We start from the raw sequence: 24458 nt of genomic DNA on the forward strand, positions 1-24458 counted from the left end.
CGCGATCTTCGCGAGCGAGCCGCCGAACTTGCCTACCGCCGTACGCGCGGCCGATACGATCACTACGTCAGTCATTTCAGTTTCCTTTTGGCATCGAATGTTAATGCGGTTCAAACCGGCGCCATGCGCTCTCGCGCACACTCACAGGCGCCGCTCAGAAGTCGCGTTCCAATACGTAACGGCCGGGTGCGGCCTCGATGACCGGGTGAGCCTTCGATCCCTGCGCGGCGCCCGCCTTGACCCGCTCGCCCGCGTTTTCGGCGAGCCACCTCGACCAGGTTGGCCACCAGCTTCCGGGATGCTCGGCCGCGGCCTCGAACCACGCATCGGGGTCCTCCGGCAGATGCTCGTCGTCGCTGTCGATCATCCAGAAGCTGCGCTTGTTCTTCGACGGCGGATTGATCACGCCCGCGATATGACCGGACGCGCCGAGCACGAACGTCTGCGGGCCGCGAAGAATCGGCGCGGATGCATAAGCCGATTTCCACGGCACGATATGGTCTTCCCGCGAACCGTAGATGAAGGTCGGCAGCGTGAGGCGCGACAGGTCGATCGGCTCGCCGCACACCGTCAGCGCGTTCGGCGTCCTCAGCTTGTTCTCGAGATACGTGTTGCGCAGATACCAGACGCACATCGGGCCCGGCAGGTTCGTCGAATCGCTGTTCCAGAAGAGCAGATCGAACGCTTGTGGCGTGCGGCCCTTGAGGTAGTTATCGACGACGTAATTCCAGACCAGGTCGTTCGGGCGCAGATACGAGAACGTGTTGGCGAACTCGATACCGCGCATGAGACCGGCAGGCGCGCCGCCCTTGCCGCCGATTGACTGCTCGCGCATCTGCACGTGCGCCTCGTCGACGAAGACGTCGAGCACGCCCGTATCGGAGAAATCGAGCATCGATGTGAGCAGCGTCATCGATGCGGCCGGCTCCTCGCCGCGGGCTGCCGCCACCGCGAGCGCGGTCGCGAGAATCGTCCCGCCGATGCAGAAACCGAGCGTATTGATCTTGTCCTCGCCGGTGATCTCCTGCACGACGCGGATCGTCTCGAGCGCGCCCTGTTCGACGTAGTCGTCCCACGTCTTGTGTGCGATCGACTGATCCGCATTGCGCCACGACAGGATGAACACCTGATGCCCTTCTTCGAGCGCGTAGCGCACGAGCGAGCTCTCCGGCGACAAGTCGAGGATGTAGAACTTGTTGATGCACGGCGGCACGATCAGGAGCGGCCGCGCATACACGGTCGGCGCGAGCGGCTTGTACTGGATCAGCTGCACGAGCTCGTTCTCGTAGACGACCGAGCCTTCCGTAGACGCGATGTTCTTGCCGACGAGAAAACGTGATTCGTCCGACTGCGAAATCTTGCCGCGCTGCATGTCGTTCAGCAGATTCAGCATGCCCTGGCGCAGGCTTTCGCCCTTGCTCTCGATGAGCGTCTTCTGCGCATCGGGATTGAACGCGAGGAAGTTGCTCGGCGCGGCCGCGGCTGCCCATTGCTGCACGGTAAAGCGGATGCGCTCGCGCGTCTTCGGATCGCTTTGCACCGCATCTGCGAGTTCCTGCAGATAGCGTGCATTCAGCAGATACCACGCCGCGGTGAACGCGTAGGCGGGCGTGGTTTGCCATGAGGTATCCGTGAAGCGCCGGTCCTTCAGCGCGGTCGGATCGATGCTCTGCGCGCCCGCCTGCTTGAGCAGTTCGGCGGCATCGCGCGAATAGCTGCTCTGTAACTGATGGAGGCGCTCGGGCGAAATCGCGGCGGTCGGAATCTTCGGCAGCGTGGGCAACCCTTGCATCGCGGAGCCGAAGCCCGGCATGCTGCTCGCGAGCTTCGCGAACTCCACCATGCCGTTCATTTTCGTGAAGTCGGGCATCTGCGGCATGGCGCCCGGCGACGGAAACGCCGCTGGAAATGCCCCGGACGGAAATCCGTTCGGCAACCCGTTGGCGAACGCGGCGAATGCAGCGAACGGCGATGCGGCCGCGTCAGTAGCGGTATTCGTCTGTTGAGTGAATTTCGACCATTGCGCGGGGTCGGCAATGCTGCGCCACGCGTTCAGCCATTGATCGAACGCCTGCTGTACGCCAGTCGTATCGGCAGATGATGCCTCGGCCGAGGTGCTGTCGGTACGGGAGCGGGAAGATGAGGAAGTAGTTTTGGAAGCCATACCCGCTATTGACCTGTGAGTCTCGCAAGACTTGGATTGCTAACGCAGGCATCGCCGGGCTTTCCTCGACCAGCGCGCAAGTTTTGGTGCGCCTTATGCGCGTGGCAAGTTTGAGCCTTGCTACGCCGTGCCCGGATTGAATGAATTCCAGGAACATTCTTGCTCCAGGATGTCAGGCATGTCAATGCTTCGTCCCGATTTTGCCGCAGTGCGATATTTTTTTAATTATCGTTTTCCCCCATCCGAAATATTGCATTTCGGCTGAAATATCGTCATGGCTGAAACGGGTCTCGGGTGCGTTCAAATACGAGCGCCAACCGTCAGTCGGATAGCCAGATCATCGCGGCCATTCGGCCGGTCACGCGATCCCGACGGTACGAATAAAAGCGCTCTTTTTCGGTGACGGTGCAATGCGTGCCGCCGTGGATTCGCGCGGCATCCATGCCGAGGTCGGCGAGACGCAGGCGCGCGAGCGCATAAATATCCGCGAAGTATTTGGCAGGCGTGCCGCCTGCGGGCCTGAATGCAGCTTTCGTCGCGTCACGGCGATGTGCCTGCGCCGCCGCGACGAAAGCATCGAGCACGTCCTCGCCCACTTCGAACGCTTCGGGCCCGATGGCCGGCCCGAGAAACACATTGAGCCTCGATGCGCAGACACCCGCCAGCGTCGCGACGCGCTCACCCGTTTTCTCGACGATGCCGCCGGCGAGACCGCGCCAGCCCGCGTGCGCTGCGCCGACGGCGCGACCGTCGTCGTCGCAAAAGAGGACCGGGAGGCAATCGGCCGTCATCACGACGCACACGACGCCCGCGCGATCCGTCACGCTCGCATCGGCGCGCGTGCGCTCGCCACACGCCAGGCGTTCGATGACCGCGTGCGCATCCTCGACCTGCGTGCCGTGGATCTGTTCGAGCCAGGCGGCGTTGCGCAAGCCCGTCGATGCGAGCGCGCGACGGCGGTTTTCCTTCACCGCCTCGGGCGCGTCGCCCGATGAGAAGCCGAGATTGAGACCGCCCGCGCCGGACGTGCCGCCATCGTAGGGCGCCTCGCTCACGCCGCCTGCGCGCGTCGTGACGAAGGCGCGCACGCGCGGCGATACGCGCCATTGCGGCAACACGCAGTCTTTCGTTTGCAGTTCGGCGGCGTCATTGGTCATGCTTCGTCGTCCTCGCTCTCTTCGTCGTCCCAGTCGTCTTCGTCGCCCTCACCCATCTCGTAGACTTCGACGAACTCCTCGTCCTCATCGAACTCGATTTCCTCGTCCTGTCCGAAGCCGAGCTCTGCCGCGAGCGCGGCGATATCCTCGGGTACGTCCGCGCGCCAATGCACCTCTTTGCCCGTCGCCGGATGAATCAGGCCGAGCCGCCACGCGTGCAATGCCTGACGCGCGAAATCGTGAGGCAGCGGTCTCACGGAACGCTTGCCGCGCGCGTGTCCGTACACCGGGTCGCCGAGCAGCGGATGCTGGACATGCGCGCAATGCACCCGAATCTGGTGCGTGCGACCCGTTTCCAGATCGCAGTGGATCGCGCTGACGGGCTGACCGTGCCACGTCGTCCGGTCGATGGTGCGGAAATGTGTACGTGCGGGCTTGCCAGAGGCAGTCTTCACGACCGCCATGCGCGTGCGCTCGCGCGGATCGCGGCCGATCGGCGCGTCGATCGTGCCTTCGTCGGGCATGTTGCCCCACACGAACGCAACATAGCGGCGCTTGACCGTGCGCGCCTGCAACTGGCGCACCAGGTCGGTCTGCGCCTCGAGCGTGCGGGCGACGACCATCAACCCGGACGTTTCCTTGTCCAGCCGATGCACGATGCCCGCGCGCGGCAGGCCGGCGGCGGCATCGCCGTAACGATGCAGCAGGCCATTGAGCAGCGTGCCGCTCCAGTTGCCCGCGGCCGGATGAACCACCATGCCCGCGGGCTTGTTGATGACGACGAGTGTTTCGTCCTCGTACACGATATGCAGCGGCACCGGCTCCGGCGCGAATGCGAGCTGCTCCGGCAAGAGGTCGGGCACAAGCGTGATCGTCGCGCCGAGCGGCACCGGCTGACGCACCTTCGCGCCCGCGCCGTCGATGCGCACGCGCCCGTCCTCGATCCAGCCCTGCATCCGGCTGCGCGAGAACTCGGGAAAAATTTTCGCGAGCACCTTGTCGAGCCGTTCGCCCGCAAGTTCATCGGGCACACGCGCCTCACGCGGCGCTTCGCGGGCCGCGCCGCCCATCGAATCGGCCGAGGCCGAGTCGTCGCCAGTGGCGCATGGGCTATAATCTTTGAGTTGGTCTTTGGTACGACGAGTACTTGAGCGGGTCATTTGAACGAGATTCGGCGGCGTGAATCGGAAGCCGCGCCGGAAACACAGCTAGTACAGCGAGAATCAGCCAGGAACAGCAAGCACTGATGCGAGCCTTCAACACCATTCATCACTCGATGCTTCAATCGATCAAGTATCTGGCCCTGGCCGCGAGCGTCGCCATCGTAACGGCCTGTCACGGCCTGCCCGAGAAGACCGACGAAACGGCAACGTGGAACAACAACAAATTATATACGGAGGCTCAGGACGCGCTATCCGGCAGCGACTGGGGCAAGTGCGCGAAGTATTTCGAAGCGCTCGAAGGCCGTGATCCGTTCGGCCATTTCGCGCAGCAGGCGCAGATCAACGTCGCGTACTGCAACTGGAAGGATAGTGAGACCGCCAACGCCGATCAGGCCATCGACCGTTTCATCAAGCTGCACCCGGATCATCCCGAGATCGCGTACGCGTACTATCTCAAGGGCATGATCCACTTCAACGACGACCTCGGTCTCTTCGGCCGCTTCTCCGGTCAGGACATGAGCGAGCGCGATCCGAAGTCGCTGCGCGAGTCCTATGACGCATTCAAGGTCGTCGTCGACAAGTATCCGCAAAGCAAGTACGCGCCCGACGCCGCGCAGCGCATGCGCTATATCGTGAACGCGCTCGCATCGCACGAAGTGCACGCCGCCGATTATTACTATCGCCGTGGCGCGTATGTGGCCGCGATCAACCGTGCGCAACTCGCGATTCGCGAATACAGGAATGCGCCGGCGACGGAAGACGCGCTGCACATCATGATGCTGTCGTACCAGAAGCTCGATCAGCCGCAACTCGCCGACGACACCAAGCGCGTGCTCGCCGCGACGTTCCCGGACAGCCCGTATGTGACAGGCAAACGCCGCGCGGGCACCGACAAGCCCTGGTACCAGATCTGGTAAGGCAGGCAACAAAAAAACGGCCGGTTGATAACCGGCCGTGTTTTTACGTCGATGGAAAATGAGGATTCCGACAGTTACTCCGCCAGCTCCGTTTTCCACTTCGCCGCATCGCTGAAGAATTCCCGCACCACGTCGAGTTCGCGCGTGCGCTTGAACGGCGGCAGGCTTTGCCAGATGCGTCGGCCATAAGGCTTGTCGACGAGGCGCGTATCGCAGATCATCAGCACGCCGCGATCCGTCTCCGCGCGAATCAGGCGCCCCGCGCCCTGCTTCAACGTGATGACTGCCTGCGGCAACTGATGCACGGCGAACGGGCTCAGGCCTTTCTTCGTCAGCGCGTCGAGACGCGCGGCGAGCACCGGATCGTCGGGCGGCGCGAACGGCAGCTTGTCGATGACGACGAGCGACAGCGCATCGCCACGCACATCGACGCCTTCCCAGAAACTCTGACTGCCCACGAGAATCGCGTTGCCGTAGGCGCGGAACCGGTCGAGCAGTTCCGTGCGGCTCGCGTCGCCCTGAACAAGCAGCGGATTCTCCCAGCCACGCCGTTCGATGATGTCGCGCAGGCGCGTCGCAATGCGATCCACCGCGCGTAGCGTCGTGCACAGTACGAAGACGCCGCCGCCCGCCGCCTCGATCACGGGCAGCGCCGCCTCGAAGACGGCATCGGTGAATTGCGGCGACGAAGGCTGCGGCAAATTGCGCGGCACGTACAACAAACCTTGCGACGGGTAATCGAACGGGCTCGGCAAGGTCATCGAGCGGCGCGCGTTCAGGCCCATCTGCGCCGCGTAATGCGTGAAGTCGCCGCGCACCGACAGCGTCGCGGACGTGAAAATCCACGCGCGCGGCACGCCCGCACGCTGCTTCGCGAAGATCGGCGCGACCGACAGCGGCGTCTCGTGCAATTGCACCGTGTGCGAGAACACTTCGATCCAGCGCACCATCTCGTTCGGCTCTTCCCTCGCCGCCGTTTTAGCCGTGTCCTCGTCCGCGACGACTGCGCGTTCGAGCGATGTCGGCGGCGTCGTCCAGCCCGCGAGCAGATCCTGCAACTCGCGCGCGCGGCGCACCAGCGCCTGCAGCGATTCTGCCCGCTCGGCATGCGACGACAACATCGCGGCGAGCGCCGAAAGATGCGTTTCCAGGGTGTCGAGCGCTTCGAAGATCGGATGGCCGTCAGGCAACTGGCCGAGCGACAGGCGCACCGAATCCTCCTTGAACGCAAGCCGCACATCGCGCGCCGCACGCTCGAGCGCCGCGCCGAGCTTGGTCCAGTCGGCCGCATCGCGCGCGTGCGAGAGCCCTTCGGCGACGCTATCGCGTGCGAGTTCGAGCAACTGCGTCGTCGAGAGCGTTTCGCCGAAAAAGAGGGTCGCCGTCTCGGGCAACTGATGCGCCTCGTCGAAGATGATGGTGTTCGCCGTCGGCAGCAGCTCGGCCATGCCGGTGTCGCGCAGCATCACATCGGCGAAGAACAGATGGTGATTCACCACGACGATGTCCGCCTGCTGCGCTTCCTTGCGCGCCTGCATCACGAAGCATTCCTTGTAATGCGGGCACTCCTGGCCGAGGCAGTTGTCGCGCGTGGAGGTGACCATCGGCCAGACGGGCGAATTCTCCGGCACGCTTGCAAGCTCGGCCTTGTCGCCGGTGCGCGTGATCTTCGCGAAACGAATGATTTCCTGCAGATGCGAGGTGTCCTGGCGCGACGGCAGGCGGCCGTTGTCGGCGGTGCGCTCGAGGTAGTAATGGCACAGGTAGTTCGCGCGGCCCTTCAACATCGCGACGGACACCGGTACCGCGAGCGCGTCGCGCACGGTCGGGATGTCGCGCTGGAAGAGCTGATCCTGCAGATGCTTCGTACCCGTCGACACGATGACCTTGCCGCCCCACAGCATGGCCGGAACGAGGTACGCATAGGTCTTGCCGGTGCCCGTGCCCGCCTCGACGATGAGCGTGTTCTCGCCGCCGTCGATCGCCGTTTTCGCCGTCGCAATGCCGATGTCGTCGGCCGGATGCTCGTTGGGCGCGTAAGGTTTGTCGGAGGGTCCGAGCTTGCGCGCAGGGCGGCGCTGCGCCTCGAACATCGCGGGTTCGGGCATGGCGCGGCCAGATGCTTCCATCGCAGCCGCGACCGAGCGCGCCATTTCGATCTGCGACGCGCGCGGCCGATAACCGTCGATCGCGCGCGCGAGCAGGCCCTGCGCGGAAAAGATGGCGTCGAGCTCGACGCCGCGCTTGTCGGTCAACGCGAGCGGCGCGCCGGCGTCGTCACTGGATTGTGCGGGTGAGTTCAAGGCGTGCTAAATCCTGCGGGTTTCGGCGCGGCCGCGCACGCGAGGCGCCGACGCCAGCACGAGCCCGCGGCCGGCGCGTTGAGTTCAGTGCGCGTCCGAGTCCAGCTGCAATTGCAGCAGGAGAATGGTGTCCTTCACCTTGAGCTTGCGCTTTTTCAGGCGCCTCAACTCCAGGTCGTCGGTGCCGGACATCTTGTCGATCAGCGTGTCCAGGCTGTGATGCTCTTCCTGCAATTGCGCGATGCGATCGCGCAGCACAGCGGCATCCATGGCGGGTTGTCGGGGTGCGCGCGTGGATTCACTCAAACGCTGCTGCATGCTCACCTCCTTTCATCCTCTTTGCGCGGGCCCGCACGGCGAGCCCGACTGCCCTATTTACCTTGCTGCTGTTGTTGCTGCTGCAGTTTCAGTTGTTCCTGGCGCTCCTGCTCCTGCTGCTGCGCCTTTTCCTGCGCCTTCCTGGCGGCTTCCTTCTGACGCGCTTCGACTTCCGCGCGATGCTGCGCGGCTTCCTGCTGCTTCTGCTCGTAGCGCTGCGCCTTCTGCTCGCGCTCCTGCGCGTCCTGCACGCCGCGAGCGCGCGCGTCCTCGAGCTGCTTCTGGTAATCCGCCTGCTTGCGATCGTACGCCGCCTGGTTGGCCGCGCGCTGCGGCGCCTCGGCGTTGCGCTGCGCGGCGGCCAGCGCGTTTTGACGCTGCTTGTCCTCGTAGGCCTGCTGGCTCGCCTTCTCGATCGCCGCGCGCTGCGGCGCTTCCGCCTCGTATTGCGCCCGCTTGATGGCCGTCTGCTGGTCGCGTTGCTTCGCCCGCTCGGCGCGCTGCTCGTCGTCGAGCGCGAGTTGTTCCTGGCGGATCTGCTGACGCGTTTCGCGCATTTCGTTGCGCGCGTTGTCGATGCAGTGATTCACGAAGAACTTGCTGTAGCAGTCGTGCTGCTTGACGCCGTAGCGGTAGTTGTTTTCTTCGGTGCGATGGTCGAGCACCTTCTGGCGCTGTGCGAACTCGGCTCTCTGCGCGTCGTCGGCAGTTTGTGCAGCCGGCGCGCCCGACGGCGCAGCATCGAGCACGCGCGCGCTCACGGACGTGCCGGAATCGATCGGCTTCGCGGCCTGGGCAAGCGCATGCTGCGACGCGAATGCGCCTGCCGCGCAAAGCAGCGATACCGCCGCGGCGGCCGGCACGTTGGAAAGGCGGAAGTTGGGCAAATGGATGAACGGCAACGTGATAAAGAATCAGGCGCGAAACGGCTTGTGCGATGCCCAAATTCTATCACCGCGGGCCGGAGCGCTCCGCCATTTATGGCAAAATGCCCCGCTCCAGCAACCCGGTCCGAACCTGGCTCGTTGCACGGTCGCCCGCCCGCGGCGCCTCGCTCACGCGAGCCTGGCGACGCGGCGCGGAGTTCGCCGGCGAGCCGCAGACAGCGCAGAAACATGACGGAAACCGTAGCACTCAAGATCGTACAGCGCATTGCCTCCGAACTCACCGTGCAGCCGCGCCAGGTCGCCGCCGCCGTGGAGCTTCTCGACGAAGGCTCGACTGTCCCGTTCATCGCCCGGTATCGCAAGGAAGTCACCGGCAATCTCGACGACACACAGTTGCGCACGCTCGAAGAGCGCCTGCTGTATCTGCGCGAACTCGAAGACCGCCGCGCGACGATCCTGCAAAGCATCGACGAGCAAGGCAAGCTCACCGCCGAGTTGCGCGGGGCGATCGAGGGCGCGGACAGCAAGCAGGTGCTCGAAGACCTCTACCTGCCCTACAAGCCCAAGCGCCGCACGCGTGCGCAGATCGCCCGCGAAGCCGGTCTCGAGCCGCTCGCGCAGGCGCTCTTCGCCGATCCCACGCTCGATCCTCAAGCCGAAGCAGCAAAGTTCGTCGATGCGGACAAAGGCGTCGCCGACACCAAAGCCGCCCTCGACGGCGCGCGCGACATTCTCTCCGAGCAGTTCGGGGAAACCGCCGAAATCCTCGGCAAGCTGCGTGACCATCTGTTCAACCAGGGGCTCGTCACGTCGAGCGTGGTGGACGGCAAGCAAGGCGAGGAAGGCGAAAAATTCCGTGACTACTACGACTACAGCGAGACGATCCGCACCGTACCGTCGCACCGCGCGCTCGCGCTGTTCCGTGGACGCAATGCGGGCGTTCTGAGCGTCAAGCTCGGTCTGGGCGAAGAACTCGACGCGCAGATTCCGCATCCGTGCGAAGCGATGATCGCGCAGCACTTCGGCATCGCCAATCGTGGCCGTGCCGGCGACAAATGGCTCTCCGACGTGTGCCGCTGGTGCTGGCGCGTGAAGGTGCAGCCGCATATCGAAACCGAACTGCTCACGCAATTGCGAGAAGAAGCCGAGCATGAAGCCATTCGCGTGTTCGCGCGCAATCTGAAGGACCTGCTGCTCGCGGCGCCCGCTGGCCCGAAGGCCGTGATCGGTCTCGATCCGGGCTTGCGGACCGGCGTGAAGGTCGCGGTCGTGGATCGCACCGGCAAGCTCCTTGCAACCGACACCATCTATCCGCACGAACCGCGCCGCGACTGGGACGGCTCCATTGCGAAGCTCGCCCGCATCGCGCACGCGACGCAGGCCGAACTCGTGTCTATCGGCAACGGCACCGCATCGCGCGAAACCGACAAGCTCGCGAGCGAGCTCATTGCGAAGCATCCGGATCTGAAGCTCCAGAAGATCGTCGTGTCCGAGGCGGGCGCGTCGGTGTACTCGGCATCGGAGCTCGCCGCGAAGGAGTTTCCGGAGCTCGACGTGTCGCTGCGCGGCGCGGTGTCGATCGCGCGGCGGCTGCAAGACCCGCTCGCCGAGCTCGTGAAGATCGAGCCGAAGGCGATCGGCGTCGGCCAGTATCAGCACGACGTCAATCAGCGCGAACTCGCGCGCTCGCTCGATGCGGTCGTCGAGGATTGCGTGAACGCCGTCGGTGTCGATGCCAATACGGCGTCGGTCGCGCTGCTCGCGCGCGTGTCGGGGCTGAACGCGACGCTCGCGCGCAACATCGTCGACTATCGCGATGCCAACGGGCCGTTCCCGTCGCGCGCGCATCTGAAGAAGGTGCCGCGCCTCGGCGACAAGACTTTCGAGCAGGCGGCCGGCTTCCTGCGCATCAACAACGGCGAGAATCCGCTCGATCGCTCGTCGGTGCACCCGGAGGCGTATCCGGTCGTCGAACGCATTCTCGCGAAGATCAAGAAGCATATCGGCGATGTGCTCGGCAAGCGCGAAGCGTTGACGGGCCTCTCGCCCACTGAATTCGTCGACGATCGTTTCGGCCTTCCGACCGTGCGCGACATTCTCGCCGAGCTCGAAAAACCGGGCCGCGATCCACGCCCCGAGTTCAAGACGGCGACGTTCCGGGAAGGCATCGAGAAAATCTCGGATCTCGTGCCGGGCATGATCCTCGAAGGCGTCGTGACGAACGTCGCGGCGTTCGGCGCGTTCGTCGATATCGGCGTGCATCAGGACGGTCTCGTGCACGTTTCGGCCATGTCCACGAAGTTCATCAAGGATCCGCACGAAGTCGTGAAGGCCGGTCAGGTCGTCAAGGTGAAGGTGATCGAGACCGATGTGAAGCGCCAGCGCATTTCGCTCACGATGCGTCTGGACGACGACTCCGCCGCCTCTTCCGCGAGTGGCAGCGCGGCCGGGGCGCAATCGCGTGGTTCGCAGGATCGTCGTTCGGCCCAGCGTCCGCAGCAGCGCCGCGAACCGGAACCGGCCGGCGCGATGGCCGCGGCGTTCGCAAAACTGAAACGCTGACGCTTCACGCTGCCAACAAAAAACCCCACGTTCTGCGACGTGGGGTTTTCTTTTTGCGCTTCCGAAAAACGAAGCGTCAGATTTCGATCTTAGTTCCCAGCTCGACGACGCGATTTGCGGGAATGCTGAAGAAATCGGTCGGTTTCGCCGCGTTCTGATGCATCCACGCGAACACGCGCTCGCGCCACACGGACATGCCCGGCAACTCCGTCGGCACGACCGTCTCGCGCGCCATGAAGAACGACGTGTCCATCAGCTCGAAGGTCATCGCGTGCGTGCGCGTGATCTGTTCGAGCACGGCCTTCACGTCCGGTGTCTCGTTGAAGCCGTATGCCGCCTTCACGAGGAACAGACCGCCGCCGATGTCCTTCACTTCGAGACGATGCGCATCGTCGACATAAGGAATGTCGCGCGTCTTGAAGTTCATGAAGATGGTGCGCTCGTGCAGCACCTTGTTGTGCTTCAGGTTGTGCAGAAGGCTCACGGGCACGAGCGAATCGCTGCCGGTGAGATAGATCGCCGTACCCGACACGCGATGCGGCGGATGCGCAAGCAAGCCCTGGAGGAACGGCATCAACGGGATACCGTCCGCGGCCGTGCGATCCTTCACGATCATGCGGCCTTTGTACCAGGTCATCAAAAGGAAGAAGAGCGCCCCGCCGATGCACAGCGGCAGCCAGCCGCCCTGCTCGATCTTGAGCAGGCTCGCGCCGAAGAAACCGATGTCGATCATCAGGAACACGGCGATCATGCCGCCGACGAGAAAGCGGTTCCAGCCCCACAGATTCACCATCACGACCGACACGAGGATAGTGGTCGTGAGCATGGTCGCGGTGACGGCGAGACCGTAAGCGGCGGCGAGATTTTCGGAACTCTTGAAGCCGATGACGATGCACAAAATGATGAAAAGCAGCATCCAGTTGACGAGCGGAATATAAATCTGGCCGATAGCCAGCTCGGACGTATGCATGATCTTCATGCGCGGCACGTAGCCGAGCTGGATCGCCTGGCTCGTCAGCGAATACGCGCCCGAAATGACCGCCTGCGACGCGATCACGGTCGCGACCGTCGACAGAATCACGAGCGGCAGCAAGGCCCAGTCGGGCGCAAGCAGGAAGAATGGGTTCTCGATGGCCTGCGGCGAGTGCATCAGCAACGCGCCCTGACCAAAATAGTTCAGCAACAGCGAGGGCATCACGAAGCCGTACCAGCCGTAGCGAATCGGCTTCACGCCGAAGTGACCCATGTCCGCGTACAGCGCTTCCGCCCCGGTCAGCACGAGCACGACCGAGCCCAGCACGATATACGCCTGCAGGACGTGCTGCGCCATGAAAGAAAAGGCGTAATAGGGATTGAGCGCGACGATGATGCGCGGCTCCATGACGATATGCGCGGCGCCGAGCACCGCGAGCGTGGCGAACCACACGACCATGATCGGGCCGAAGAGCTTGCCGACCACCGCCGTGCCGTGGCGCTGAATCCAGAACAGCGCGATCAGAATGACGATCGTGATCGGCAGCACGTACGGAGTTAGCTTGGGCGCGGCGATCTCGAGACCTTCGACCGCCGAGAGCACCGACATCGCCGGCGTGATGACCGCATCGCCGTAGAACATGCACGCGCCGAAGATGCCGAGCATCATCAGCACGCCCGAAACCTTGCCGGACTCCTTCACGCTGCGCAGCGCGAGCGTCGTCATGGCGAACACGCCGCCCTCGCCGTTGTTGTCGGCGCGCATGACGAAGAGCACGTATTTGACGGCGACCACCATGACGATCGCCCAGAAGAGCAAGGAGATGACGCCGAGAATCGACGCCTCTGACAAGCCGATGCCATGCGACGGGCTAAAGGCTTCCTTCAACGAGTAAAGTGGACTCGTGCCGATGTCGCCGAAAACGACGCCAATGGCGGCGAGCGCAAGCGAGTGCAATGGCTGTTTATGCTCGTGCGCGTGAGTCGTGTTAGTCATAAAAGCGATATATCCGTCCAGAGCGGAAAAAAACGAACGCCATTCTATCTAACGTTGCACGCGAAGACGCCTTCTCGCGTGTTGCTCGAGCGCCACGAGAGACGCGTGTGAGAGTGTAGCATCGCGCCCCGCGTGCGTCGGCGGGCGCGCTCGTCGCGATTTCATGCAGGTCAGTCCGCCTTCTCGCAAAAACAAAAAACGCCGTTGCGCCCGGCTTCGTGCCAGGCGAACGGCGTATGTCGCGCGAAACGATCAGGCGTCGATCAAGCGCCCCGTCCGTTTTGCGTGCCGCGCTTGATCCACGCGCCCAGGTTGTGCGGTCGCACCGTGTCCCACTCCTCGAAAGGCTGATGAATCCACGGATTCGTTTCAAGATGCTGAACGTGATAGTCGGGCTTGACCTTGGAGCACGCCTTGTACCAGAGCACCGCCGAGCGCACCGATGTGATCCCCGGATAACGCTCCTTCAGATGCTCCTGCACGCGCGCGAGCGTGACGCCCGAATCGACCAGATCATCGACGAGCAGCACGTTGCCGGACAGATCGCCGCGCGTCATCGTGATGTACTGCGCGATGTCGAGATCGCCCTGCTCCGTGCCCGCTGCTTCGCGGTATGAGCTCGTCGCGAGAATGGCGAGCGGCAGGTCATAAATGCGCGACAGCTGATCGCCCACGCGCAGGCCGCCGCGCGCGAGGCACAGGATCTTGTCGAACTTCCAGCCCGACTCGTGCACCTTCAGTGCGAGGAGTTCGATCAGCCGGTGATATTCATCCCAGCCGACCCAGAGATTCTTGTCGTCGTTGCGCGGGTCCGTCATCGCGATCATGGTGAGGCTCTTTCAAATGCTTAGGTTATATACGAAATGTGGCCGCAGGAGGCGGCCACATTCTTTACAGCGTCCGGTTCTGGTCGAGGCTCTTTAAGCGCTCAGACCTTGAACGGATGGCGAAGCAGGATGGTTTCGTCACGGTCCGGACCGGTCGACACCATGTCGATCGGCACGCCCGCCACTTCCTGCACGCGCGTCAAATACTTGCGCGCGTTTTCCGGCAGCCCGTCCCATTGCGTAATGCCGATGGTGCTTTCCTTCCAGCCGCCGAAGGTTTCATACACAGGCTCGCAGCGCGCCACTTCCGATGCGCCGCGCGGCAGGATGTCAACGAGCTTGCCGTCGAGCGTGTAGCCCGTGCAGAGCTTCACTTCGTCGAGACCGTCGAGCACGTCGAGCTTGGTCATGCACAGGCCCGAGATACCGTTGATCTGGATCGAACGGCGCAGCGCGGCGGCGTCGAGCCATCCAGTGCGGCGCGGCCGGCCGGTGACCGAGCCGAATTCCTTGCCGACAGTCGCGAGGTTCAGGCCCACCTGATCCTGACGCTGGGCGTTATCCGCGTCATACAGCTCGCTCGGGAACGGGCCCGAACCGACGCGCGTGCAATACGCCTTGGTGATGCCGAGAATATAGTTCAGACGCTGAGGCCCGATGCCGGCGCCGGAGGTCGCCGCGCCCGCGACGCAGTTGCTCGACGTGACATACGGATACGTGCCGTGGTCGATGTCGAGCAGCGTGCCTTGCGCGCCTTCGAACAGCAGATTGCGGCCGGCGTGATTTTCGTCGTAGAGACGGCGGGAGACGTCCGTGACCATCGGCGCGAGACGGTCGGCGTAGCCGAGCATCGTGTCGAGCGTTTCCTGGAAGTCGACAGCCTTCGCGCCGAGGTACTGAGTCAGGACGAAGTTATGGAAGTCGAGCGCCTCGCGCAGACGTTCCTCGAACACTGCACGATCGAACAGATCCTGCACGCGCAGGCCGCGACGGGCCACCTTGTCCTCGTACGCCGGGCCGATGCCGCGGCCGGTCGTGCCGATCTTGCCGGCGCCGCGCTTGGCTTCGCGCGCCTGGTCGATGGCGACGTGATACGGCAGAACGAGCGTGGCGGCTTCAGAAATGAACAGGCGCTTGCGGACATCGACGCCAGCCGCTTCCAGTTCGTCGATTTCCTTGAACAGCGCTTCCGGCGACAACACGACGCCATTGCCGATGTAGCAGGCTGTGCCCGCGCGCATGATGCCCGAGGGAATGAGGCGCAGAATGGTCTTCTTGCCGCCGATGATGAGCGTATGGCCGGCGTTATGACCGCCCTGGAAGCGCACGACGCCCTGGGCGTGGTCCGTCAACCAGTCGACGATCTTGCCTTTGCCCTCATCACCCCACTGGGTGCCCACCACGACGACGTTGCGCCCCGGGTTCACATTCACTGCACTGGCAGACATGTTGATTCGTTAGCTGGTTAAAAACGTATTTTACCTATGTTCGCGAAAGGTTCCGAGTTTTTCGGGACGTGTTTCGCGATTTCGTCACGGTCGCGTGATTGGAATGGGCTAAGCAAATTCCCTTATCGATCAAGCGACTGTATTCATCGTCCCGCTTCAGGCGCGCGTTTCGACCGTCCATTTGCCGTCACGCTCGACGAGCACACGGTCGAACGCGAATTCGTCCAGATCGTGGTCGTGGCCGGGCAGCGCCTGGATGACCACTTCGCCCGCGTCGCGCAGTGCGAGAATCGCCGCGCGCAGCGGCTCATCGTGTTTCCACGGCGCGAGGATCGCGCTGCCGCGTGCGTCGACGGGCGAGATGCGCGCCACTTCGCGCAGATCGAGAGAAAAGCCCGTCGCGGGTCGCGCACGGCCGTAGGCAAGACCGACATCGTCATAGCGGCCGCCGCGCGCGACCGCGTTCGGCACGCCATCGACATAGGCTGAGAACATCACGCCGCTGTGATACGCATAGCCGCGCAAGTCCGCGAGGTCGATCATCAGTTCCGCGCCTTCGACCTGGCCCGCGAGGAACGCGAGATCGTCGAGCGCGCGCGCGATCACGGGCAGATTCGGCAAACGGCCACGGGCGATCTGCAGCACCGAAGCGTCGCCATAGAGCGACGGCAATGCCCGCAGCGCCTCGCGCGGCACCTGCCCGAGGTGCGCGGTCAATTCATGCAGGCGCGGCACGTCTTTGCTCGCAAGCGCGTCGTAAAGCGCTTCGCCGAGCGATGCCGCCGCCGGCTCGAGTTCCAGCAGCGCGGCAAGCACGCCCGCGTGACACAGATCGAGACGCACTTTCGTCAGACCTGCGAGATGCAGCGAGTCGAGCATCAGTTGCTGGATCTCAAGATCCGCTTCGAGCCCCGCGTGCCCATAAATTTCCGCGCCGATCTGAATCTGCTCGCGTGTCGCATGCAACCCGCGCGGGCGCGTGTGCAGCACGACGCCCGCGTAGCACAGCCGCGTCACGCCCTGCCGGTTCAGCAGATGCGCGTCGATACGTGAAACCTGCGGCGTGATGTCCGCGCGCAGGCCGAGCGTGCGTCCGGACAATTGATCGACGAGCTTGAACGTGCGCAAGTTCAGGTCGCTTCCGCCGCTCGTCAGAAGCGATTCGAGATACTCGAGCATCGGCGGCATCACGAGTTCGTAGCCGTACGAACGGAAACGGTCGAGCAGGCGTCGGCGCAGCTCTTCGATCTTGCGGGCTTCCGACGGCAACACGTCGGCGATATTCTCGGGAAGTAACCAGGTGGACATCGATACGTTTCCTACGGGACGAGAAGGCTTGGCGCTGGTCGCGCGGCGCTCACGGACTTGAACGGTCAGGGACGAATGAATAAGGACAAGATAGGCGAAATGGCGGCGGCCTGCCGGACGAGGTTCACGTCGCGATCAGCAGCAGAATCAGGCCGAGCACCATGGCGATCAGTCCGCCGATGCGGATATGGTGCAAGGGCCGCTCCGCGATGCGGCGAAAGGTATCGCGCCACGCGGTCGGAAAAACGAAGGGAAACATGCCTTCGATAATCAGCATCAACGCAAGAGCCAGCAGGAACGTCTCGGCCATGTCCAAGGTTTTTTTGATGCCGCGCGACCGGCAAGACGCGGTGCGCGGCGCGGACGGGAATCAGCGCTTCGCCGTCGCCGGGGCCGACGTGTCCGCCGCGCCGCCGGTCGGGCTCTTCATGAAGCGGAAGAAATCGCTGCTCGGGTCGACGACGATCACGTCGCCTGGCTTGAACGTCTTCTTGTACGCTTCGAGGCTCTGATAGAACTGGTAGAACTGCGGATCGCGTCCGTACGCATCGGCCGCTATGGCCGCCGCCTTGCTGTCTCCTTCGCCCTTGATCGACTGCGCCTGGCTATAGGCGTCCGCGACGATGGCCTGCTGCGTGCGCTCCGCATCGGCCTTGATCTTGTCCGCGTCCGCCGTGCCCTTCGCGCGCTCGTTCGCCGCGGCTTGCTGTCGCGCCGCGATCATGCGCTTGTAGACCGAATCGGCGACCGCCGACGGAAAGTCGATGCGCGTCATCTGCAAGTCGACGAGCTGCACGCCAAATGCCGCGGCCGCGCCTTCCACGCTCTTTTGCGCGTCGGCTTCGATTGCCTGCTGATTGCCTAGCGCGTCAGTGAGCGGGCGCTTCGCAAAACTGCTCGCAAGCGCCGCGCGCGCGAGCGCGGTGATGCGCTCCTCGGCCGTCTGCGTGTTCTTCTCGTTGCTTTCGAAGAGTTTCAGGGGATCGGCGACACGATACTTGATCACCGCGTTGACCAGCACTTCGTTCTTGTCCGCGGTCGAGAAACGGTCGGCGCCCGATTCGTCGATGGTGAGCGTGCGTGTGTCGATGAGCGTGAGTGTCTGGAACGGCGGCGGCAGCTTGAAGTGCAGACCGGGGCCTTCGAGACGCGGATTGCCTTCGCCATGCGCGGCGACGACGGCGGCATGTCTTTCGTCGACTGTGAAGATCATCGACGAACCGATGAACAACACGATGACGACGGCGACGACGAGCGCAAAGATTCGATTCATGTTCGCGCTCCTTATTGCAGGTCTTCCGACCGGCTGCGGGAGCGGAACGCATCGCGCGAGCGCAGCGGATCGCCGCCGGCATTCGCGCTTGCGCCGCTGGCGGAGCTTGCCGCGCTGGCGGGTGCGACCGCAGCCGGCGCCGATGCGCTCGCCGTGCCCTGCGCGCGCGCCTGAGGCCCGTCAGTCGCGGCGGCCGCGCCCGACGCAGCTGCGCCGCTCGCGCCTTCGGCCGCGTCCTTCGCCTGCTGCCTGTTGGCTTCGACGAGCTTGTCGAGCGGCAGATAGACGACGTTATTGCCGCCCTTGCTATCGACGAAAACCTTCGTGGTGCGCGAGTAGATCTGCTGCATCGTGTCCAGGTACATGCGTTGACGAATGACCGCGGGCGCCTTCGAGTATTCCGCGTAGACCTCCTTGAAGCGCTCCGCATCTCCCTGCGAGCGCGTGACCTCGCGGTTGCTATAGGCGCGGGCCTCGTCGATCAACTTCGCCGCGTCGGCTTTCGCGCGCGGCAGCAACTGATCCGCATAGGCTTGCGCGGAATCGCGGGCGCGCTCGTTGTCCTGACGCACGCGCGCCGCTTCCTCGAACGCCGACTGCACCTGTTGCGGCACCTGCACGCTTTGCACCGCCACGCCCGTCACCTGAAGACCGGTGCGATAAGTGTCGAGCGAACGCTGAATCGTCTCGATCAGGCGCGCGCGCAGCGCTTCGCGATCCTTGTAGAGCATGTCGTCCGTCGTGAGGCCGCCAGCAATTTCGCGGATCGCCGACTGCGCGGCCTGCGTCACGCTGTCGTCCGCATTGACGCTGCGAAACAGGAAATCGGTCGGCGACTTGATCTGATACTGCACGGCAAAGCGCACGTCGACGATATCCGCGTCGTTCGTCAGAAGCGACGCGTCGCGCACGTTGCCTTGCGACAGCGCGGTGCCGCGCCCGACTTCGACGGAACGAATCTGCGACGTATCGACGATCTCGCTCGACTGGAACGGATACGGCAAACGCCAGTGAATGCCTTGCGAGACCGTCTGACGATACTTGCCGAACTGGGAGACGACGCCGACATGCCCGTCCTGCACGACGAACACGCCGCTGCCCAGATAGATGGCGATCAACACGCCGATGACGATGCCGAGGCCGATCTTCGTGCCACGGCCGTTCTCGCGCGGCGCGCCGTTGCCAGGTTTGCGGCCGAACACCCCGGCGAGGCGGCGATTGAACTCACGCCACATCTCGTCGAGATCGGGCGGGCCTTCGTCCTTGCCGTTGGGGCGCTTGCCGTCTTGCGGGCGCTTGGAGTCGTTTTTCACGCCATTGCCGTCGCCCCGCCCCCAGCGCGGATCGTTGATCGAAAAGACGGCATGCTCAACTTGCCGGATAGTCCGCTCTTTGTAGTCGTTCACTCGGTGATTCACCATTAGACAGCCGGGGTCGATGCCGGGTCGATGCAATTCCGAAGCAACTTAATGTCCGTGCTCGGGGACCTTGTGATCGTCACGTTCGACGGCCTGCCGGTGGTCGTCCGGCTGCGCGTTCGTGTCGTGTATGGCGTTTGACTCGGACTGCGTGGATTGCGTTGCTTCGGACGCCTCGTGCGGCTCCGGAAATTCGGCGAGCACGCTGGGTAGGCCCGCATCGATTTCACCGGTTTCCGCCGTGGCGATTTCGGCGATGGCAGCGCGCAGCGCATCGAGCCCCTGACCCGTGCGTGCACTCAAGAAAACGCGCGAAATATTACCATACTCGTCCCTTTCAACCGCCTCGTCGCGGGCCGCGAGCTCGGGCACCGCATCGATCTTGTTGAAGACGAGAATCTGGCGAATGTTGTCCGCGCCGATGCCGCGCAACACCTCGTTCACCTGATCGATCTGATCGAGGCGCACCGCACTCGACGCATCGACGACATGCAGCAGCACGTCCGCGTGAATGGTTTCTTCGAGCGTGGCGCGAAATGCGGCGACGAGCTGGTGCGGCAATTCGCGGATGAACCCGACCGTGTCCGACACGACAACATGCCCCGCTTCCTCGCCGAGGAACACCCGGCGCGAAGTGGTATCGAGCGTGGCAAAGAGTTGGTCGGCCGCGTACGCCTGCGCCTTGGTGAGCGCGTTGAACAGCGTGGACTTGCCCGCGTTCGTATAGCCGACGAGCGACACCGACATCGTGCGATTGCGCACGCGCTGACGCCGTTGCGTGCCGTGCTGACGGCGCAGTCGTTCGAGCCGCGACTTGAGGGCCTTGATGCGCTCGCCGATCAATCGGCGGTCGGTTTCAAGCTGCGTTTCGCCCGGGCCGCGCAAGCCGATGCCGCCCTTCTGGCGTTCGAGGTGAGTCCACGCGCGAATCAGGCGCGTCGACAGATATTGCAGTTGCGCGAGTTCGACCTGCAGCTTGCCTTCGTGGCTGCGGGCGCGCTGCGCGAAGATATCGAGAATGAGGCTCGTGCGATCGACCACTCGGCGATTCAGCGCGACCTCGAGATTGCGCTGCTGCGCGGGCGCGAGCGCGTGATTGAAAATGACGAGTTCGACGTCATTCGCTTCGCACTGCAGGCGCAGTTCTTCGACCTTGCCGCTGCCGATGAACATTTTGGCATCGGGGCTCGAGCGGCGGCCGGTGAGCGTGACGGCGGGATGAGCGCCCGCACTTTGTGCGAGCAGACTAAGTTCTTCCAGACTGGCTTCGAAATCGATCTTGCCGAAGTCGATGCCGACGAGCGCTGCGTTAATCAAATTGATGTGTTCACGTTTTTGAAGCGACCGGCGAGTTGCTTAATGTTCGCTTTAGAATGGGCAGTTTCGCGCCGGCCGCGACGAGGTTTAGGACGATTCAGCGTCCGGGTGGAAATTCACCGGGCGGGCAGGCACGACCGTGGAAATGGCGTGCTTATAGACCATCTGGGTGACCGTATTTCGGAGCAACACGACGTACTGGTCGAAAGATTCGATGTTTCCTTGAAGCTTGATGCCGTTGACCAAATAGATCGAGACGGGCACGTGCTCTTTACGCAGTGCGTTCAAAAACGGGTCTTGTAACAATTGCCCTTTGTTGCTCATAGCAAACTCCGTGTTTTTTTGCAGGTTGGATATATTGTGGACGAAGAAAAAGAGATCCGCCGACAATCGCTACACTATAGCCGATTTTCGCTGTTTTACGTTTTCCGCACCCCTCGGCCAAATGGCTGACGGCGCCGAAACGTAAGGCTTCACGCGGCTCTCACTCCTTGTCCGCGTAAGGGTTTCGGCTCGACCGAAACTCTATGCGAAGTGGAGTGCCGGCGAGTCCAAAAGTTTCGCGAAAACGCCCTTCCAGATAACGCTTGTATGTCTCCGTCACCGCGTCGAGCGCGTTGCCGTGCACCACGATGATCGGCGGATTTTGCCCGCCCTGATGCGCGTAACGCAGTTTCGGCCGCACCGGACCGCGGCGACGCGGCTGCTGAAATTCCACGGCATCGATCAGCGCGCGCGTGAGCTTCGGCGTCGGCAGCTTGGCCATCGCGGCGGCGTAGGCATCGTCGACCGATTTCATCAACGCGCCGATGCCCGTTTTCTCGAGCGCGGAAACGTAGTGGAATTTAGCAAAGTCCAGAAACTTGAGCTTGCGCGTCAGGTCCGCCTTCGTGCGCTCACGCACATGCGAGTCCAGACCGTCCCACTTGTTCACGCCGACGACGAGCGCGCGGCCCTGCTCGACCACGAAGCCCGCGATGTGCGCGTCCTGCTCAGAGATATCCTGCTGTGCATCGAGCAGAAGGATCACGACGTTGGCATCCGCGATCGACTGCAGCGTCTTCACGACCGAAAACTTCTCGATCGCTTCGAACACCTTGCCGCGGCGGCGCAGGCCGGCCGTGTCGATCAGAGTGTACTTGCGGCCTTGTCGCTCGAAATCAACATAAATCGAGTCGCGCGTGGTTCCGGGCATGTCAAACGCGATCACGCGCTCCTCGCCAATCAGCGTGTTCACAAGCGTCGACTTGCCGACGTTCGGACGCCCGACGATCGCGATCTTGATGCCGTGCTGCGCCTTCTCCTCTTCCGTTTCCTCCGGCTGATCCTTGTACGCGATGTCGAGTGCGTCGTTGATCATCTCGACGACGCCGTCGCCATGCGCGGCTGAGATCGCGCGCGGATCGCCGAGACCGAGCTCGTAAAAGTCCGATGCGACCGCCGAGTACTTCATGCCCTCGGCCTTGTTCACGACCAGGAAGAGCGGCCGGCCGGTCTTGCGCAGATAGTCGGCGATCGACTTGTCCTGCGGCGCAAGTCCGTTGCGGCCATCGACGATGAATACGACGATATCGGCCTCTTCGACCGCCTGACGCGTCTGCCGCGCCATTTCGTGCAGGATGCCGTCCTTCGCCACGGGCTCGAACCCGCCCGTGTCCACGACGAGATACGGGCGTTCACCGCCCACGCGACCTTCGCCGTAGTGACGGTCACGAGTGAGGCCCGGCAAGTCGGCGACGAGCGCGTCGCGCGAGCGCGTCAGCCGGTTGAAAAGCGTCGATTTCCCAACATTGGGGCGCCCGACGAGCGCGATCACGGGTTTCATCTGATTTTGTTCAAGGTTGAACGCAAGGCGAACGCGGAACGGGCGGTGGAAACGTCTCGTTGCGTTCCGCTACGCCGCGCAATGGCTGCGCTTGTCGAAAATTAGCATGGATTCGGCTTGCCGCACGCGAGGCGTGTCGATCGGCCGGATCGTCGGCGGTCGTGCGCCGGTCTTGCCTCGTTGGAGGCTCATCTTGCGCGGCACCTTCGCGCGCCGCGCTCATTCTTCTACCCTGCTTTTGCAGGCGGGTTTTATCGCGATGCGCGCGTGGCGCAACGCTTCTTTCTCGTGCGGTTCGTCGTGGGTGGCGAACCTGCCGCACCGCCGGACCTCGACGGCGCGCTTGCTGCTGACGGCCGCAAGAGCATGTCACGCGCTCCGCGGCCTGCTTTCACTCAGTTGCCCGGTCGGAAACCATAAAGGTCGCCGTCATGCGTCTGAACGACGAGCGTGCTGCCCGCCAGCACAGGCGCCGCGGTGATCGCGCTGCCGTCGGTCGGTGCGCGGCCGACGAGCTGGCCGTTTTCCGTGTTCAGGAAATGCACGAAGCCCTGATAGTCGCCCACGACGACCGCACGGCCCAGAATGTACGGCACGCTGACACTCCGGTTCTTCAACGCATCCGTCTTCCAGACCTGCGAGCCGTCCGCCGCGCGGAACGCGTTGACGACCGACCAGTCGTCGCCCGCCGCGACGATCTGCTCGTCTTGTGCGAGGCCGCTGTCGCTCGAGAAGCTCTTTTCCCACACCGGCTGGCCCGAGTTGGCATCGAAGCAACCGATGCGGCCCTGGAACGTCACCGCGCAGGTCTGCGCACCGACGAGCCCCGGCGCGCCGGTCACGTCGTTGATGCGCTCGACTTCGGTCACACCCTTCGGATACGACACCGGCGCCTGCCAGTAGGCGTCGCCCGTCTGCAGGTTGATCGCCGCGAACGTCCCGCCGGGGAAGCCCGCGAGCACCGCCTGATTGCCGGCGAACGTCATGCCGGCCGCGACCCGCAGGTTCAGCGGCACCGCGCGCAACTGGAAGATCCACTTCTGCTCGCCCGTCTGCGCGCTGAACGCGATGACCTTGCCGTCGATGGTACGCACGATCACGAGATCGTTGCCGACGAGCGGCGGCGAGACGATCTCGCCGGGCGCCGTGGCCGTCCACAACAGCTTGCCGTCGGCACCGAGCACGTCGACCTGGCCCTTCAGACCGCCCACTGCCGTGAGATTGCCATCGCTGCCGACACCCGCGGACAAATCGTCCTTGAGCTTGGTGCGCCAGACGTCCTGACCGGTCTTCGCGTCGATCTTGGCGACGGTGCCGTTCGTGCCCGCGGCGAAGACGTAATCGCCGACCGCGACCGGCGAGAACAGATAGCGGCCCGCCTTGCCGACGCTCGCCTTCCACGTCTGATTGACGTTCAACACCGGCTTGAAGTCCGCGAGCGGTGTCGGCACGCGGCGTTCATCCTTGGTCGACGAGCAAGCGGCCAACAAGACGGTCGTCGCGCAGGCGAGCGGCACGGCGTAGCGTTTCAAAAAAGTCATCGGTGGACGCAACATGAATTGGTGAATTGGGTTGATCGGCGCCGACCGACGCGCCGCTGCA

19 protein-coding genes are annotated in these 24458 nt (G+C 63.6%); 2 read left to right on the plus strand and 17 right to left on the minus strand.

Annotation, left to right across the window (positions count from 1 at the left end; genetic code table 11):
• Positions 1 to 154: 154 nt before the first annotated feature.
• The 3 genes from phaC to NCR38_RS07335 all read right to left on the minus strand — a co-directional run bounded on the left by phaC (position 155) and on the right by NCR38_RS07335 (position 4481).
• Entirely contained in the window at positions 155 to 2164 is a 2010-nt protein-coding gene (gene phaC, locus NCR38_RS07325; RefSeq protein WP_250476699.1) for a class I poly(R)-hydroxyalkanoic acid synthase, read from the minus strand.
• A 320-nt stretch (positions 2165 to 2484) separates the two neighbouring features.
• Positions 2485 to 3321 (minus strand): peptidoglycan editing factor PgeF, encoded by an 837-nt coding sequence (gene pgeF / locus NCR38_RS07330; protein ID WP_250476700.1) that lies wholly within the window; start codon positions 3319 to 3321, stop codon positions 2485 to 2487.
• A complete protein-coding gene (locus NCR38_RS07335; RefSeq protein WP_409219267.1) occupies positions 3318 to 4481 on the minus strand; it encodes an RluA family pseudouridine synthase in 1164 nt (387 codons plus the stop codon). Before NCR38_RS07335 ends, pgeF begins: the two co-directional genes overlap by 4 nt.
• 86 nt (positions 4482 to 4567) lie before the next feature.
• On the opposite strand from NCR38_RS07335, the gene NCR38_RS07340 reads away from it, so the two are divergent.
• Positions 4568 to 5401 (plus strand): outer membrane protein assembly factor BamD, encoded by an 834-nt coding sequence (locus NCR38_RS07340; protein ID WP_061120336.1) that lies wholly within the window; start codon positions 4568 to 4570, stop codon positions 5399 to 5401.
• 74 nt (positions 5402 to 5475) lie between these two features.
• On the opposite strand, the gene NCR38_RS07345 is transcribed toward NCR38_RS07340, so the two are convergent.
• The 3 genes from NCR38_RS07345 to NCR38_RS07355 form a co-directional block, all read right to left on the minus strand.
• Entirely contained in the window at positions 5476 to 7704 is a 2229-nt protein-coding gene (locus NCR38_RS07345) for an ATP-dependent DNA helicase (protein WP_250476702.1), read from the minus strand.
• Positions 7705 to 7788: 84 nt separating this feature from the next.
• Positions 7789 to 7974 carry a DUF465 domain-containing protein gene (locus NCR38_RS07350; RefSeq protein ID WP_061120338.1) on the minus strand — a complete coding sequence of 62 codons (186 nt, stop codon included), beginning with the start codon at positions 7972 to 7974 and terminating at the stop codon, positions 7789 to 7791.
• 101 nt (positions 7975 to 8075) lie between these two features.
• Positions 8076 to 8924, minus strand: coding sequence for a colicin transporter (locus NCR38_RS07355; RefSeq protein ID WP_250476703.1), 849 nt, complete (start codon positions 8922 to 8924; stop codon positions 8076 to 8078).
• Positions 8925 to 9137: 213 nt separating this feature from the next.
• Between NCR38_RS07355 and NCR38_RS07360 the strand changes: the two genes are divergently transcribed.
• Positions 9138 to 11471 carry a Tex family protein gene (locus NCR38_RS07360; protein ID WP_250476704.1) on the plus strand — a complete coding sequence of 778 codons (2334 nt, stop codon included), beginning with the start codon at positions 9138 to 9140 and terminating at the stop codon, positions 11469 to 11471.
• 76 nt (positions 11472 to 11547) lie between these two features.
• On the opposite strand, the gene NCR38_RS07365 is transcribed toward NCR38_RS07360, so the two are convergent.
• From NCR38_RS07365 to bamB, 11 genes are all read right to left on the minus strand, one after another.
• Entirely contained in the window at positions 11548 to 13440 is a 1893-nt protein-coding gene (locus NCR38_RS07365; protein ID WP_061120340.1) for a potassium transporter Kup, read from the minus strand.
• Positions 13441 to 13703: 263 nt separating this feature from the next.
• Complete coding sequence (locus NCR38_RS07370; RefSeq protein WP_061120341.1) at positions 13704 to 14267, minus strand: phosphoribosyltransferase; 564 nt, start codon at positions 14265 to 14267, stop codon at positions 13704 to 13706.
• A 101-nt stretch (positions 14268 to 14368) separates the two neighbouring features.
• The gene (locus NCR38_RS07375; protein WP_061120342.1) at positions 14369 to 15715 is read right to left on the minus strand and encodes an adenylosuccinate synthase; all 1347 of its coding nucleotides are present in this window, start codon (positions 15713 to 15715) and stop codon (positions 14369 to 14371) included.
• Between the two features lie 156 nt (positions 15716 to 15871).
• Positions 15872 to 17023, minus strand: coding sequence for an ATP phosphoribosyltransferase regulatory subunit (locus tag NCR38_RS07380; protein WP_061120343.1), 1152 nt, complete (start codon positions 17021 to 17023; stop codon positions 15872 to 15874).
• Positions 17024 to 17147: 124 nt separating this feature from the next.
• The gene (locus NCR38_RS07385) at positions 17148 to 17333 is read right to left on the minus strand and encodes a DUF2065 domain-containing protein (protein WP_409219268.1); all 186 of its coding nucleotides are present in this window, start codon (positions 17331 to 17333) and stop codon (positions 17148 to 17150) included.
• Between the two features lie 60 nt (positions 17334 to 17393).
• Positions 17394 to 18296, minus strand: a complete 903-nt coding sequence (hflC, locus tag NCR38_RS07390) for a protease modulator HflC (RefSeq protein WP_250476705.1) — start codon at positions 18294 to 18296, stop codon at positions 17394 to 17396.
• Between the two features lie 11 nt (positions 18297 to 18307).
• Positions 18308 to 19702 (minus strand): FtsH protease activity modulator HflK, encoded by a 1395-nt coding sequence (hflK, locus tag NCR38_RS07395; protein ID WP_061120398.1) that lies wholly within the window; start codon positions 19700 to 19702, stop codon positions 18308 to 18310.
• A gap of 60 nt (positions 19703 to 19762) precedes the next feature.
• Positions 19763 to 21031: a GTPase HflX gene (gene hflX, locus NCR38_RS07400; protein ID WP_061120346.1), complete on the minus strand. Its 1269-nt coding sequence runs from the start codon at positions 21029 to 21031 to the stop codon at positions 19763 to 19765.
• An 87-nt stretch (positions 21032 to 21118) separates the two neighbouring features.
• Positions 21119 to 21355: an RNA chaperone Hfq gene (gene hfq / locus NCR38_RS07405; RefSeq protein ID WP_006999489.1), complete on the minus strand. Its 237-nt coding sequence runs from the start codon at positions 21353 to 21355 to the stop codon at positions 21119 to 21121.
• A 160-nt stretch (positions 21356 to 21515) separates the two neighbouring features.
• Positions 21516 to 22856 carry a ribosome biogenesis GTPase Der gene (gene der / locus NCR38_RS07410; protein WP_061120347.1) on the minus strand — a complete coding sequence of 447 codons (1341 nt, stop codon included), beginning with the start codon at positions 22854 to 22856 and terminating at the stop codon, positions 21516 to 21518.
• A gap of 395 nt (positions 22857 to 23251) precedes the next feature.
• Positions 23252 to 24397 (minus strand): outer membrane protein assembly factor BamB, encoded by a 1146-nt coding sequence (gene bamB / locus NCR38_RS07415; RefSeq protein ID WP_061120348.1) that lies wholly within the window; start codon positions 24395 to 24397, stop codon positions 23252 to 23254.
• Positions 24398 to 24458 lie beyond the last annotated feature (61 nt).

This window comes from Caballeronia sp. INML1 (assembly GCF_023631085.1).
Lineage (GTDB): Bacteria > Pseudomonadota > Gammaproteobacteria > Burkholderiales > Burkholderiaceae > Caballeronia > Caballeronia turbans.